Source organism: Insulibacter thermoxylanivorax (assembly GCF_015472005.1).
GTDB lineage: Bacteria > Bacillota > Bacilli > Paenibacillales > DA-C8 > Insulibacter > Insulibacter thermoxylanivorax.
In genome coordinates this window covers 95,976-110,287 of record NZ_BMAQ01000019.1, presented here as the reverse complement: position 1 = coordinate 110,287, position 14,312 = coordinate 95,976, and the positions used below count along the sequence as shown (strand labels likewise).

General features: G+C 44.5%; 10 protein-coding genes, 1 other RNA gene and 3 pseudogenes. 4 read left to right on the top strand and 10 right to left on the bottom strand.

Annotation, left to right across the window (positions count from 1 at the left end; genetic code table 11):
* Positions 1–539 precede the first annotated feature (539 nt).
* A complete protein-coding gene (locus tag PRECH8_RS08840; RefSeq protein ID WP_371871197.1) occupies positions 540–2,942 on the bottom strand; it encodes a rhamnogalacturonan lyase family protein in 2,403 nt (800 codons plus the stop codon).
* Positions 2,943–2,966: 24 nt separating this feature from the next.
* Between PRECH8_RS08840 and PRECH8_RS08835 the strand changes: the two are divergent.
* Positions 2,967–3,560 (top strand): annotated as a pseudogene (locus PRECH8_RS08835) (IS3 family transposase); the annotation flags it as partial.
* 744 nt (positions 3,561–4,304) lie between these two features.
* Here PRECH8_RS08835 and PRECH8_RS14495 read toward each other — a convergent pair.
* The 4 genes and pseudogenes from PRECH8_RS14495 to PRECH8_RS08825 form a co-directional block, all read right to left on the bottom strand.
* Positions 4,305–4,802, bottom strand: a complete 498-nt coding sequence (locus tag PRECH8_RS14495) for a recombinase zinc ribbon domain-containing protein (protein WP_242457504.1) — start codon at positions 4,800–4,802, stop codon at positions 4,305–4,307.
* 165 nt (positions 4,803–4,967) lie between these two features.
* Positions 4,968–5,761: pseudogene (locus PRECH8_RS14490) on the bottom strand (recombinase family protein); the annotation flags it as partial.
* 120 nt (positions 5,762–5,881) lie between these two features.
* On the bottom strand, positions 5,882–6,082 hold the full coding sequence (locus tag PRECH8_RS14485) for a recombinase family protein (RefSeq protein WP_242457503.1): 201 nt from the start codon (positions 6,080–6,082) through the stop codon (positions 5,882–5,884).
* Positions 6,083–6,108: 26 nt separating this feature from the next.
* Entirely contained in the window at positions 6,109–6,723 is a 615-nt protein-coding gene (locus tag PRECH8_RS08825) for a recombinase family protein (RefSeq protein WP_242457498.1), read from the bottom strand.
* A 96-nt stretch (positions 6,724–6,819) separates the two neighbouring features.
* Between PRECH8_RS08825 and PRECH8_RS08820 the strand changes: the two genes are divergently transcribed.
* From PRECH8_RS08820 to PRECH8_RS14770, 3 genes and pseudogenes are all read left to right on the top strand, one after another.
* Entirely contained in the window at positions 6,820–7,119 is a 300-nt protein-coding gene (locus PRECH8_RS08820) for a hypothetical protein (RefSeq protein ID WP_200966736.1), read from the top strand.
* 95 nt (positions 7,120–7,214) lie between these two features.
* Positions 7,215–7,709, top strand: a complete 495-nt coding sequence (locus tag PRECH8_RS08815) for an ankyrin repeat domain-containing protein (RefSeq protein WP_200966735.1) — start codon at positions 7,215–7,217, stop codon at positions 7,707–7,709.
* Positions 7,710–7,712: 3 nt separating this feature from the next.
* A pseudogene (locus tag PRECH8_RS14770) lies at positions 7,713–7,838 on the top strand (hypothetical protein); the annotation flags it as partial.
* A gap of 300 nt (positions 7,839–8,138) precedes the next feature.
* Here PRECH8_RS14770 and PRECH8_RS08810 read toward each other — a convergent pair.
* The 5 genes from PRECH8_RS08810 to smpB all read right to left on the bottom strand — a co-directional run bounded on the left by PRECH8_RS08810 (position 8,139) and on the right by smpB (position 14,124).
* The gene (locus PRECH8_RS08810) at positions 8,139–8,753 is read right to left on the bottom strand and encodes a DNA modification methylase (protein WP_200966734.1); all 615 of its coding nucleotides are present in this window, start codon (positions 8,751–8,753) and stop codon (positions 8,139–8,141) included.
* 179 nt (positions 8,754–8,932) lie between these two features.
* A complete protein-coding gene (locus tag PRECH8_RS08805) occupies positions 8,933–10,639 on the bottom strand; it encodes an AlwI family type II restriction endonuclease (protein WP_200966733.1) in 1,707 nt (568 codons plus the stop codon).
* 61 nt (positions 10,640–10,700) lie between these two features.
* Entirely contained in the window at positions 10,701–12,605 is a 1,905-nt protein-coding gene (locus PRECH8_RS08800) for a Dam family site-specific DNA-(adenine-N6)-methyltransferase (RefSeq protein ID WP_200966732.1), read from the bottom strand.
* Between the two features lie 465 nt (positions 12,606–13,070).
* Positions 13,071–13,436, bottom strand: a transfer-messenger RNA (tmRNA) gene (ssrA, locus tag PRECH8_RS08795).
* A 208-nt stretch (positions 13,437–13,644) separates the two neighbouring features.
* Entirely contained in the window at positions 13,645–14,124 is a 480-nt protein-coding gene (smpB, locus tag PRECH8_RS08790) for an SsrA-binding protein SmpB (protein ID WP_200966731.1), read from the bottom strand.
* Positions 14,125–14,312: the final 188 nt, after the last annotated feature.

The following is a 14,312-nucleotide window of genomic DNA, read 5'->3' as shown; positions in this document are numbered from 1 at the left end:
CGCCAATTCGGCGACTATTAAAGGTAAATGTGGTATAATCTGCTTGTACAACTCAACTTGTGGTGGTGCATCCCTCCTTTAAAGGAGGTGATGAAATGTACTCGTTTCAAGATGTCATAAGCTTTGGAGTATTCATCCTTACACTTATTACAGTCATGATAAGTATTGTGTCAGTGATGATTAAGAAACGAGACTAACCCGCCACAGGTTGGCGCCTGCGGGTGTTTCCCAAACTGCATAGTCAATCTTCGTAGGAGGGACCCACCCAAGTAAGTTGTACGCAGAGACGGTTTGGCGGACCGTCTCTTTTACGTGTTCTCTAGCACTAGTTTATACAAATGCTGAAAGTTGTGATTACAAGTTCTGTATCTTAACTTTATCCGAATTTCGCTGTAAAATCAACAGTATAGCTATACCATTCTGAACATGTCAGATCATCCGCTGAGTTATATGTATAAGGAGACGGTCAAGCGACCGTCTCCTTGTATTTATACACTATTCAAGATCATATCATCAACCATTGCTTCGATTAGATGCGTTCATAGATCAAGTCCAAGATCCAAGACGATGTCCAGCATCCTCACGATGATCATAGCCGCCTCATAGCGAGTAGCGGTTGCATCGGGCGCGAACCTGCCCTCGCTAACACCGAGGACGATGCCGGCATGGCTCAGCTGATCGACAGCTTCAGCTGCCCAGTGGCCGGAAGTGTCCGTGAACCTCGGTCCATCGCTCGCACTTAGATCCAATGTGCGTGCAAGGATAGCGGACATTTCAGCGCGGGAGATCACCCGATCAGGCTCGAACTTGCCTCCGTCCGTACCCTGGACGATTCCCAATTGATGCAGTGCACTAATGCAGGCTTCTGCCCAATGGCCGTTTGTATCAGTGAAGAAACCTGCTTTACCTGTCGGGTCGATGCCCAACGCGCGAACTATCATCGTTGCAAATTGAGCCCTTGTCACATGATCCGTACCCCTGAACTCCCCAGAAGGCACACCTTGGACAATCCCGATCTGCGATGCATATTTGATCGCCTTAGAAGCCCAATGCGTCTCGGTGACATCCGGAAAGCGGATCGGGGATGCTGCCAACAGCGCATTTCTCACCTTCGTCTTAAGCCGTTCCGCATCCGTGACCGTCGCTTGTAGAGCCGGTTTATCCGAAACGGGGTCCTCAGGCTCTTCATCCGTTACCGGCTCCTCTTCATCCGCAGCCCCTTCATCTTCATCCTCATCTGGTGTAACTGGGCTTGTCGGAGATGTCGGCGGAGTATAAGGAGCAGGATCTACGAACTTGATGATCACCGATGCACACTGACCCATGTCGAACACGAAGGTCAGAACATCGCCATTCTTCAACGAAGCGAGATACTCGCTCTTGATCGTCACAGACAACTTGCCGTCTGCGGCGACTTCGCCAAGGACGTAATCTGTATCCGGTGCAAGAACTGTATCACCTTTCTTGATCGCTTCCAGCGTACGGCCGTTCAGCGTCACCGTCACTGACACATCGGTGATCTCCCGATCCGTGCGGATCGAGATGGTTGACGGTGATACGGCTGCTGACTCCACTGTATAGAATATGTTAGATACCGGAAGCTGTCTTGCCTCTACTTGATCGCGAATATCTTCCCCTAGATAGAATCCGAGGTGAGTCGGCTGGTTGTACGCGGAGTTCTGCGAGTTGGCCGACATGCGGTATGTCGGGTCATGCATCAGCGTATAGATCACATGATCCGTTGGAATATCTGTGGTGTAGATGCGCAAATGCTTGTCGTCAGCGGTACGCACCAATACCTCCTCACGCCAGTCCCCGAAGATGTCCGCGATCAAGCCGGGGTTAGCTTTCGTTCCGTTGTTCGAGTATGCACCGCTCAAGCTCTGAAGCGTGACGAGTTCGCTTTCCCCTGTTGCAACATCGTACATGAACTTCGTGATCGACGGCGGTTCCGAAGTCGCATAGTTGTCTGGACCATCGAAGAACTCGCTCAGCAAGTCCCCATCCCAGTACAGGATGAAGTTAATCGGCGCCTTGTTCATCACGCCAATGCCGCCTACGTCCGTTGTGATCACTTCGCCCGTGATGATGTTGTACATCGGAGTTCTGGATGCCCAGACTTCATAACCCGGAAGCGGTGTAACATTCGCTGCCATGCCGCGCCCAACATCGCCGACATTAGCCGAGTACGTCCATACCGGCTGCCCCGTCGAACCGCGGATCAAGGTGACATTGTTCGGCGGTCCATGCTCATGCGGCGACATCACGAAGATCTCATCGCTGTCTGGCAGCATAGCCGCAGCGTGCAGCGCGTCGCCGTGTCCAGCAGCAGCAGTTCCTCGCGTACCATTCGTGCTCCACAGCAAGCTGCCGTCATGATCGAGTGCGAGAGCACCGAGCACGATTTCATAATAACCATCAAAGTCCAAATCAGCTGCTTGCAGGTTGTGGTTGCCTTGGTTCGTGCCCGCATTCCACTCAGCCAGTCTGAATTCCCAGATCTTCACGATCTTCTTATCGATCAGCTGATAAGCGGCTGCGAAGTGCGGTCCATAATGACCTCTTACTTCGATCACCGTCGGATAAGGCTCTGCTCCGGGCTCACCGTTCTTCGGCATATAGGCCACCGCTGCGTTAAAGCGGTCACTGCGGTTATTGTTGTTATCGCCCCAGTTCGGGTTGATGTTATACGGCGCAAAATATTCAACATAATCGATCGGCTCGCCGGTTTCCCCGTTGAAGACCGCGATGTACTCCGGACCAGAAGCCACTCTGCCAAGGGCCGTGTTATTGATCTCGTTATTGTTGGCGGGGTTTTGCAGACCTCCTACCCAGACTGCATTCGGATCACCGATTACGTATGCCGGTTCATCGGTCAGATCATCGATTGTACCGTCTTCCTTCGGCAGATAGACTCTTGTTCCATCTGCGACCTTCACCATGAACTCGGCTTTGCCGTCTTGGCTGGCATCAAAGCTGTGATCCGAAGGAAGCGTCCGCATTACCGGCGTTCCACACCAGAGGTTACAGCAGAAAACCTATTGAATCGAGACTTTACGGCCGAGAAATTGAATGAGAAATGGTTAGCTGACGTCACGGAATTCAAGTATGGCAACAATGAAAAAATGTACCTCAGTGCGATTCTCGATCTGAAGGATAATAGCATCGTTTCCTTCGCCATGGGCAAGAGCAATAATAACCGACTAGTATTCGACACCTTTGACTTAGCTGTATCCAGATATCCTGATGCACGTCCCATCTTTCATAGCGACAGGGGATTTCAATATACAAGCAAACAGTTTAAAGCGAGATTAGACAAGGCGGGGATGACGCAAAGCATGTCTCGTGCAGGTCGCTGCATCGATAACGGTCCGATGGAAGGCTTCTGGGGCATCCTCAAATGTGAGATGTATTACCTGAACGGACATTTTGAGGATTACGATAGTCTTGCTAAGGCAATTGAGGACTACATACACTTTTACAACTACAAGCGTAGACAGAAAAGGTTAAATAAGCTGCCTCCGATGACCTACCGTCAGCAGCTTGAACATGCAGCATAAGAAATGGACCCCGTAATTAACGGAGTCTAGACATTACGATTTTTGTTATTTCTACTGTCTACTTGACAGGGAGCAGTTCACCTTACTAAAGGGCGGTTTTATTATGTTTGAAGAAAGAGTACGTATATATGCCAAGAATTTTCTCGCTTCATCGTTATCTAAATTATAAACTCGGCTGTTTATTGTAATAGGCTGACCTGCACATAAGCTATCAAGTATCTGTTTTTCACGGATTGATTCTTTCATAATATTTCATCTTTTTCTATCTAAGTGAAACAAGGATATCCAAAACAAATAGTTAAATTATTCAGTTAACTTTCGACAGTTTCCGCCATATCCTTGCGTAATAATTAAGTATGTAAGTATGCTTCTTTTCTGTTTCTTTTTTACACCACCTCATAACTTTTCTCCCATATCTTTTCTGACTTCATTATCATGAGTGATTAGCAAAACTCAATGACTGACCGAAAGTAACCTTTGTTTACTCTTTATTTTGTCGGAAATTGTCTTAAAGCTGATATTCTATATTCACTAATAAATTCCTCCACAACCTGGATAAAAGAATTGGAGGCCACCAAGGCCTCCGGACCATAATATCAACTTAACTCATTCCCAGTTAGCAACGATGGTTTTCTCATATAAAATCATATCACCATTTCTGAATTGAATGGTAAGATACAATTTCCGCGTTTCTCTCTGGATGAACAAGTTGGAAATAAACTTTCCCGCAAGAGTGTGGAGCATCTACGGATTGGGCGCGTCTGCGTCCAACAATGCGATCATTGTCTGAATATCGTACTTCACAGCGGCAATATATTCTTCAGATACATGCAATGGTTCAAGATGAAGCGATAACCTTGAATGTTCCGCTGTTTTCTCGGCCAGCTCCTGATTCATTTCATCCAGCATATCCTGATGGTATGGTTTCGCGCGGCCTGCTTGTATATCTTCCTCCACTGTCTGGATGCGTTTCCTCAGAAAATTGATTTCCGCCTCAAGATTTGAAACTTGAGCGATGATATGTTTGTTTTTCTCGTTGTGATACAATTTTATTTCCTCTTCCAGTTGATTGTCCATCGACAGCCGTAGTAAGGTTGTCCGTAATTTGTTTTTCACAATTTCCTCGACCCGTTCTTTCCTCCAGGCATAATACGTGCAAAACTCCTTGCCTTTTCTCAAATAACCGCCGCAAGTGTAGTATCGATGTCCTCCGGTTTTTGATGAAGTGGAATTTCCGACCATGCGTGATCCGCACTTATCGCAAACCATAATCCCTCGGAGCCAAAAAGGAGAAGTGCCCGTTGTTTTGAAAGGCTTGTGTGTCTCTCCGCCGCCGTTCCACTTTGACTTTGCCTTTTCCTGACACAATTCAAATAACTCTTTGGTGATGATCGCAGGATGGGCATTTTCCGTAATGATCCACTCGGAACGATCCCTCCACTTTTTCCCTTTCGTTTGATAATCCTGCTTGTTCCAGCACCGGCGGCCAATATACGCTTCATTATATATAATCGCTCTTATGGTCGAGGCCGACCATTTTCCGCCTTTCTGTGCCGAAATACCTTTCTCATTCAACTCGGAAGCATTTTTGCGATAGCCTTTATTTTCATAAGCGTATTGATGAAATATCCATCGTACAATGTCCACTTCTTCTCGCGGTCCAAGCACCCATACCGCTTTTGTTCGCTGATTACCGAGGGCAATATGCTCTGTACGATAGCCATAAGGCGGCGTGCCGCCGTTGTTAAAACCTTGCTTTGCATTCTGAGCCATGCCCTTCCGGACTTCTGCCGCAAGATTGGCATTGAAAAACTCTGACGCAACTTCAAGGATGCCTTCAAGCAATTTGTCATGAGGCGTCTCCGCTTCGGTCTGCTCTGTCACGGAAATGACTTTAACTCCGCATTGAGCAAGTAAATACTTGTAGAAAACATGATGATCCCGATTTCGAGCAAACCGGTCGAATTTGTGAACCACAATGGCATCGAAATTGCGGTTGGGACGGCGTGCCATCGCAATCATCTTTTGAAATTCGGGGCGGTCTCCGTTTTCGCTGACTTGCCTCTTTCAATGTACTCACGAACGATGATCCATCCACGATCCTGGCAAAACTGTTGAATTGCCTTCAATTGCGCTGGGATGCTGAGTTCCTTTTCCGCCTGACGATCCGAAGATACACGAACATAACTGACTACTTTCATCGAAAAATCCTCCTTGTATGATGGTTTTTGAGCATAAAAAAAGCAGGCATCCCGTTGATGGAATGCCTGCGAGCAAACATGAAAAAAGCAGGTGCGATTATTTCTTTCACACCCGCTACATTACCTCTTCACTTTTCTCGTACTCAATTGAGCCTGTGCGGCCAACCACGTCTCTTCATCAATGATAGCCGGATGAGCATCTGGGGCTACAACCCATTCGTCCGGCGGGTTCTTGCCTCCCCTATCGTTCTTTCTATTCCAGACGCGTTGTCCCAGATACACCGGATTGGCGAGCAGTGACAACACCGTCGAAGGGACCAATTTTTCCGCCGGATACCCTTCTTCTCTCAACGTGCGGACGATCTCTTTCCGCCGTAACCTTGCGCCGCCAGCGCAAACATTCGCCGGATCATCCTGATTTCATCGTCCGGGCCAAGTTCAAAAGTCACCTTCTTTCCAATCTTCATTCTTCTGTATCCCAGCGGAGCACGGCCTCCGCAATGAAATCCTTGCTCCGCATTTTCACGCAATCCTTTGAGCGTTTCAAACTTCAAATTGACATTGTAAAACTCGCTTAGTACCTCAAGCATTCCTTCCAGCAGAACACCGTGCGGCGTATCCGGGTCGGTTGGTTCAGTTGCCGAAAGGACAACGACCCCATGTTTTTTGAGCAATGCTTTATAAAAGACATGATCCGCACGGTTACGGCTGAAACGGTCGAATTTGTGTACCAGCACTGCTTCGAATATTTTGTCTGGTTGTTGAGCGTTGTCGATCATCCTCTGGAAAGCATCACGGTTCTCGGCAGTCTTTGCTGATTTCGCTTCGTCAACATATTCGCCGACGATGTTCCATCCGCGTTCTTCTGCATACCGTTGCAATGCTTCCCGTTGAGCGGGGATGGATAGTTCACGCTCGGCTTGTTTTTCCGACGAGACTCGCAGATACGTTACCACATTCATAGCAACAATCCCCTTTCTTGATGTTTTCAACGCCTCTTTCTTGGCCGGGTGTGGGGTTCCATTACCGGCTCCACGAATCGGGAAATGATTTCGCTGATGCGTGACTTGTCCCAAACCCAGCAGACGACAATCAAACTGGTGCTGACGCTGGCGGTGTATCACGCGCAAAACGTGAAAGTCATGAACGAAATACTGGACGAACTGGATCGGGCCAAAGGATTGCATACGAGAACGGCTTCGCATATCGAATTTTTGTACGAGCAGGTGCAGTTGATACGGGATATGAACAGAAAACGCAAGCCGCCGATCAGAAACATCCGCAGATGGGCGTTGTCCGCCGCGCTGATCGGTTTCATTGCATTGTTCATCTTTTTGTGGATTCGATACATGACATAAACGCAATGAAGCATTTTAAACATGCGCTGGCCATCCGCTTTGAAGATCAATTCAGGCGTTTTGGCGGCTACTAATTATACCGGGGTGATATCAGCATGAAATGGATAAAAGCTTTGCTTTGGATTTCCGCAATTGCCGTTTGTGCGGTTCTCGTTTACAACGAATTCAATCCGAAAGAGACACGTCTAGCCGCCGCAGTGGAGAAAGGAGATATCAAAGCGGTGGAGCGCATGCTGAAGAAGGGCGCTGACCCGGATGCATACGAAGGCAGATCGCTGACGTCGCTCAACATCGCCTTGATGAACGACGATATCGACATGGTGAAACTTCTGTTGAAGTACGGCGCAGACCCGAATGCACACGGCAAACTGAGCGATGCCGAGATGACGCCTCTCAACCTCGCTGTTGTCTACAGCAAGCAACCGGCTGATGTCATTCAATTGCTGATCGACGCCGGTGCCGATCCCGCGAAAGATTTTTATGCCTTGCACGCGGCCATCGAGAAAGGTGATCTGGATGCAGTGAAGTTGCTTATCAGCGGCGGCGGTGATGTCAATCAAGGACTGCAATCGGCAGTGATGTTTCATTAGACAGAGATCGTGAAACTTTTGCTGAAGGCTGGTGCCGATCCGAACAAAGGCGTTCAGCTTGCAAAAATGACATACAGCGACGAGATATTGCGATTATTGGTTGAAGCGGGTGCAAGAGTGCCAGAGTAATCGGATGATATCCGTTGATGGTCGTTACATTTTTCGATTTTTGCGGATATATAGGATGTGGATGCAGGGCTGTTGGCAGATTGCTTGCCAACCGCTCTGTTTTTTTATTTAGATTCCCGGCAAAATCAGCGGTTTGGCAAGGAGGAGCGGGAAAGTGACTGGAGAATCGACGAATCACTCCCAATTCGTTTCTTTTGTGTTTCATACGAATGCAGGAATATAATTAAAACCCTAAAGTTGCACTCCACTTTGAACATAGTTCATAAAATGAAATGCTTTGTTGCCTGAACTTGAAATGAGTCAGCTTTTTCGAAAAATGAGTAAATGTTCATGTATAATTGGAATAAACGAGCCATGATACTTAATCTTTTTGGATTTGACATTGTGCTGTATCTTAATAATGTGCGACTCCAGTGTTCCAAAATAGTCCATATCTTTAATTATCGAATAATATACCCCATTTTTCCTACAATCTCCTATTAAAATTGCCAGTCTCCCTCCTCTGTTCAAACTTCGGAATAGTTTTTTATGAACAAAGTTCAACTTTTCAATGTAATCTTTATAATCACGAGCCCGTGATAAATCATCCTTGTGAGCCTCCCCCCAAACTTCACCCGAATAAATTATGATGTCAAAATAGGGTGGATGGCAAAAGATAAAATCAACGCTGACTGGCACTGCATCTTTTAAAGCATTCCAACCACCCCAACGAGGATTTAAGTCTAAGTGTACGGAGTCAGTGTAACCCAATTCCCTTGCTACATCATAACCCGTTCCACCACCTGCAAAAACTTCAAGAAATGTACGAGGCTTAAAATACTCCAATAATTCTTTAATAACATAACCGGAACAGTTACCTCTATAATTTGCATCTCCCCATTTTCCACGATGCGGATAAGATATTACACTTTTCATAGTTCTTTCGCCTCCAAAACAAAAAGCACGCCTGAACACGGGATTCGGGCATGCTTTGCACCAATGATTGTTTTTTATTTATACATTCAGCAATGCTGATGGATAAACCTGCTTATAATTTAATTTCATTTATACCACAAAGACTTAACGATGAAAAGTCCCTTTCTCATTATCTGGCATTAACCTACAAGGAATTGTTCTACAACTTTTTGAATTTCTCTTTTCCATGCAGGGGCATGTGCATTCCTCGGTATAAGACAACTATCCAACACTCGTCTAAACTCCCTATTGTCAAAACGTTTGGTAAGAAATTTCTCCATCATTAGAATAAATTGCTTAAGTGTTATAGGAACAATATTAATAAAATCAGGCTCATCTCCATTATACCAAACGCCAATTCGGAAAGTTTCAGCAGTATTGTTATCTATAGTTCGAGCTAAAAACAGCCCATAAACAGGTTTGCCTGTCGTTGCATTAACATTAGCTTTTTCTTTCGCAACATGCCTGCGAACCGGCTCTCCTTCTGCCGCTTCTTGTCTTGAGGAACTTGTTAAAGTAACTTCAACTACAAGAACATAATCTTCAAATTCAAAAATCATGTCAGGCCCATTACCTGGGGCACATCCAAGCGGAAAAAAATCTTGATCAACCCTAAATCTACGTGCTTCATGGGGCTTATTAACCAACTGGTTAATTGCCAAGAACGCTCTCCAGACTGCCCATTCTAAATATGCCGGTTCGTCATCGATCTCAATGTCATATGCATCATCAATTGGTTGCCTATCGATGCTCTTTAAATATGCTACGATTTCCTTTACTTGCTCATCAGCATTTTGTTCGGAGGCAAATTTTTTCTCAAGAACCTGCTGATATAACACCTCAAGACGCAAGCGAATTTGGTTTAATTCTGCAACATCTTGAGTATCAGGAATTAACGGAATTAACTCTGGTTGGACACCTGAATCAATTAGTAAGTGTTTAAATCGTAAAATTTCTTCTCTTGCAGTTGCTTCGTTATCAGTCGGAAGTTCAGCGCCTTTCCAAAGACGCAGAAGATATTTATGATGATTCTCCTTACCATATATTTTAGGGCCACCAGCTAGAATGGCATCAATCACAGGCAGTTTCTTTTCATTTAATACTAACCTTTTATCTTTCAAAGAAACTAATCCGGTTAATCGAGGATATCGAAAATTAACATCCGTGTAATCCTTAATAGAACCTCTCTTTAATCCTGCGGCATTGGCAAGTTTTTCAAGTAATTGATTATCTATTTTTCTTCTTGCTACTCGACCAATAGCCGCATCACGTTCGGCTCTAAAGTTAAGAATTTCCTGTACAACTTGATCAACCTTCGAATGATCTCGATATGATTGGACTATCCCCATTTCAACACTAGATAAGCCCCTTGGATTTTCTACCGCGCTTAATTTTTTCAGAACTTGAAGTATAAAGATAAAAGGATTAAAGGAATATTCGCCGTTATTGGGCTCAATTAATGAAGGAATCTCATAAGCTAATAATGCTCGAAGCATACATTCCTGTTGTTCCTGAACAGTTTCCGCTTCAATCATCCTTAGACCACTTGGTGTCAATTGATAAGGTTGCCCAGTCAAACCAAGTTCAGGGTGATCTTTAATGACCTCTATTATTATCGGGTCTTTTTCACCAGGGTTTAAGTTCCTCGTGAATTTATGTGTAATAAATCCCAATTGAGAGAAACAAGAACGCCATTTTCGTCCCATAAAATCAGGATCGGTTTGGCCCAGGTTAATAACTCCAGCCTTATCAAGCTCATAAGCTAATAGACTTTCCTGCTCTTTTCCAATAAGATGTCCATTTAATGTTGGATTCTTTAGAACTGCCAGACCATCTCTAATCCTCATAGGATTTCTTACGGTAGTATTGCCGAAATGCCAAGGAGAATTCATTTTGACACCTCAACTTTTAGTAACCCACAAAAATATACTCTTGTACTTCATTGTGATTGTCATCAACTTTGTGTCCCTGATTTCCGAATGAGTATCTATGATCGATCTGGTTGACTTCAACTTTATCTTTATATTTGCATAATAACTCTATCATTTCTTCCATTGTTGGATAGGCGTTCGATGAGTAAGACACCATTATAATGCTATCTTTGTGTTTTGCAAAAAGTTTGTCAAAAGCATCATATGCACCTACTTTACTTCCAAAAGGAGTTGGATACTTTTTGAATTTCCTTGTTTTTGTATCCCACTGTATTTCAAGCCCATTCCAGTTTCTGGCCAGTCCCTCTACAAAGTGATAACGTCTTGTGTATTCATTGTCGCTCAAAGGACTATAGTATGGCGGATCAATGTATACCAAGTCTGCACGACGTCTTAATTCCATTGTATCTTTATTTATTGAAATGTTGATTTTTCCATTATCAAAAACCGCATCGTTAAAAGCCTTAACAGATTCAACAAAATGTTCCATGAGGTTCATTTGCAAATCTTTACGCCCATCATCATAACGATAACCGACGTACGTAAAAACTCCTCTGGGTCTCCTTTTCAAACAGGCACGACATAAAGCTGATATCGCCAAAGCTTTTTTGTATGGACATTGAAGTTTATCAATTCTGGCTCTTACATCATCGAGGAAAATATTCTCTTCGTCACTAAAATATAAACCTTTAAACGTGTTATAAATGAAACCATTACCATCCCCGGGTTCTAGGAGATAGTCAACATCTTCTTTGGTAAGTGTAACTGAATTATTCTCAACAAGTGCTTTAGTTATATTCGCGGCAAAAGTCATAAAATCATTGGAATAGACCGTTTTTCCTTTTGTTTTAAACATATAGCTTACTACTCCGCTACCGCTAAAAGCATCTAGTACGGATTCAAATCTAAATTGTTTAGCAATATCCCAAATGCTATCCAACAGATTATATTTACTTCCCATATACCGGGTTCCTGGAAAACGATCAAGTTGATTATTCGGTGTTTCCGGCTTGACTATTTTGAAACTTCGACGCCGGGGTTGTGCCAGCACAATTACATCCTGTCCATTTCGTTTACTTGCAATAGAATTGATGTACCTCTTCGTTTTATGAACTTCTATCTTATAATCACGATAAAGTTCATAAACAAGAGGGTGATTAGAATTCGTCAAAATAACCGTGCACCCTAACTCATATAATCGATGAACTTCGTTTGCCAGTTTAACATGATCTTCCTCATAGAAGAACTCCTTCGTATATCGTTTGAAGTCTGAATAGGTGGATATCGGGAGATAAGGAGGGTCAAGGTAAATCAAATCCTCCGGTTCAGCATACCGATTAAGAACCTCTATGTAATCTCCGCATACCAGTAATTTTCCTTGTAAAGCCGAACTGGCAGATCTTAGTGCCTCTTCATCACATATTGTTGGATTTTTGTACTTTCCGAATGGAACGTTAAACTGTCCTTTTTTATTAACCCTGTATAACCCGTTGTAACATGTCTTATTAAGGAAAAGCATCCTTGCCGCACGTTGAACCTTACTTAACTTTTCCGGATTTTGCTGTCTAACGTAGTAGTAAAAATCTTCATCGTTTACATATTCTTTAAGCTCTCTAATTAAATCATCAACATTATCTCTGACAACTTCATAAAGCGTCATCAATTCCGGGTTAGTATCAGAAAGAACTGCGCGATCAGGTTGCAAGCCGAAAAAGATAGCGCCTCCTCCCATAAATGGCTCAATATACTTATTAAAATGGTTGGGAATATGCCTAACGATTTCATCCCACAGTTGTTGTTTCCCGCCCGCCCACTTTAAAATTGGCCGAGCCAGTGGTTTTTCAATTCTTTGCACCAAAATTTGCTGTTTTTGAATATTCATCGTCTATCACCCTTGTTTGTCTAACCTGTCATTTTTATTGTATCATTATTGGTCTCGGTGGTCATTGATTTACTCTAAGTTATATATAGGTCTGGTGAAGGTTGCTAAATTATTAAACGATAAGTTCAGTTCATGGTGTTCGATCCTTTTTGTGAATTATCTTGCTTCAAGGTATTCATTATACACTTCAATTTTCGAAATCCAATACAATCTGCTGGGTTCAATATTGTCCCTATCGTATCATGTCGATTTGTTATTCTTCATGTTTTCATAAAAACCCTTCACTTACCGTTGAATGGTACTCAACCTCCATTATTTGTTGAGGTGCCAGCATGTACACTATCAGAAATTTTTCGTATTCGAAGTCAGATAAGCAAAAAATCCAGTAATAACGCGGTTTTCTAACTACCACGCATACCGAAAATGCAAAAAAGAGACCTAACACGATCTCTTTTCTGATGGTATTGGTGGAGGCGAGGGGAGTCGAACCCCTGTCCGGAGATAACGAACACATGAGTTTCTACGGGTGTAGTGACTTGAGGATGGTTCACCTAGCGAGCTGCCAAGTCACCCGCTGCTCACCAGGCTAGCCTGATTGTCTTCTTCAGTCGACCACAGGCGGAGGTCAGACTGCGTAGCCCACTGGGGTGAGCCCCTGTCCCAGCACGTGGGCGATGCCGGGCAGGAGCACGCCAGCAGTTTCTTAGGCTGCTAAAGCGTAAGAAGGTTGTTGTTTGCCATTTAAACTTGGCTTCGCGTTTTATAGTGGACGCTGCCCCACTACCCGCTGCTCATGCTCGAACTACCCCCGTCGAATCCATAAACGCCCCCGCGTTCATATTAACGACGATTAAGCGGCGTCATCCTCCGACTGCCAACGCAGTCAACTGGGGATTAGAGCTTAATACAGCAAACATTCAACCATATTAAATCTATATATATTATATCATATCTAGATCTCTTGATGTGCAAAGGTTCATGGCAATGCAGGCGTGAGATGGCAGTTTGCCGTCGACAACGCAACACCAGCCCTAAGCCGTTATCTGGCGATCTTCTGCCTCTCTCTAAGCGCCCGCTGAATCTGACGCTCTGCATCTCGTTTCGCCGCAACTTCGCGCTTATCATACAGCTTCTTACCGCGGCCTAGTCCGATCAGCACTTTCGCAAAGCCGTTCTTCAGATATACCTTGATCGGCACCAATGTATAGCCTTGTTGTTTCGAAGCTCCGATCAGCTTCCGAATCTCGGCCTTCTTCAGCAGAAGTTTGCGCGGTCTGGTCGGGTCGGTCGGGTTGAAGCGATTCCCCTGTTCGAAGGGACTGATATGCATGTTATGAAGGAAGGCTTCCCCATTGCGAATGGTAGCGAAACTATCGGTCATATTCGCTCTGCCGTTGCGAAGCGATTTGATCTCCGTACCCTTTAAGACGATGCCAGCTTCATAGGTTTCTTCGATGTAATAGTCAAAATTCGCCCGCTTATTCTGGACTAGAACCTTGCCGTCATGCTTCTTACCCATGATGCCTTCACTTCCTTCCTGTCCCATCCTTCATTACTCAAGCCCGACGATCGAACGCTGGCCATACGGGTCAGGATCAGCATCATCCTAAAACCCGAGTACAGTTGATTGTATCAAGTTCATCGCATGAAATCAAGGGGGCAATCCCTTCTAAACCCTTGATACTCTAAGCACTTCCGCATCACCAT

Coding starts and splice junctions, on each gene's coding strand:
- PRECH8_RS08840 (WP_371871197.1), bottom strand. CDS start 2,942: ATGGTGAAGGTCGCAGATGGAACAAGAGTCTATCTGCCGAAGGAAGAC.
- PRECH8_RS14495 (WP_242457504.1), bottom strand. CDS start 4,802: ATGGTCGGAAATTCCACTTCATCAAAAACCGGAGGACATCGATACTAC.
- PRECH8_RS08825 (WP_242457498.1), bottom strand. CDS start 6,723: ATGAATGTGGTAACGTATCTGCGAGTCTCGTCGGAAAAACAAGCCGAG.
- PRECH8_RS08820 (WP_200966736.1), top strand. CDS start 6,820: ATGCGTGACTTGTCCCAAACCCAGCAGACGACAATCAAACTGGTGCTG.
- PRECH8_RS08815 (WP_200966735.1), top strand. CDS start 7,215: ATGAAATGGATAAAAGCTTTGCTTTGGATTTCCGCAATTGCCGTTTGT.
- PRECH8_RS08810 (WP_200966734.1), bottom strand. CDS start 8,753: ATGAAAAGTGTAATATCTTATCCGCATCGTGGAAAATGGGGAGATGCA.
- PRECH8_RS08805 (WP_200966733.1), bottom strand. CDS start 10,639: ATGAGGATTAGAGATGGTCTGGCAGTTCTAAAGAATCCAACATTAAAT.
- PRECH8_RS08800 (WP_200966732.1), bottom strand. CDS start 12,605: ATGAATATTCAAAAACAGCAAATTTTGGTGCAAAGAATTGAAAAACCA.
- smpB (WP_200966731.1), bottom strand. CDS start 14,124: ATGGGTAAGAAGCATGACGGCAAGGTTCTAGTCCAGAATAAGCGGGCG.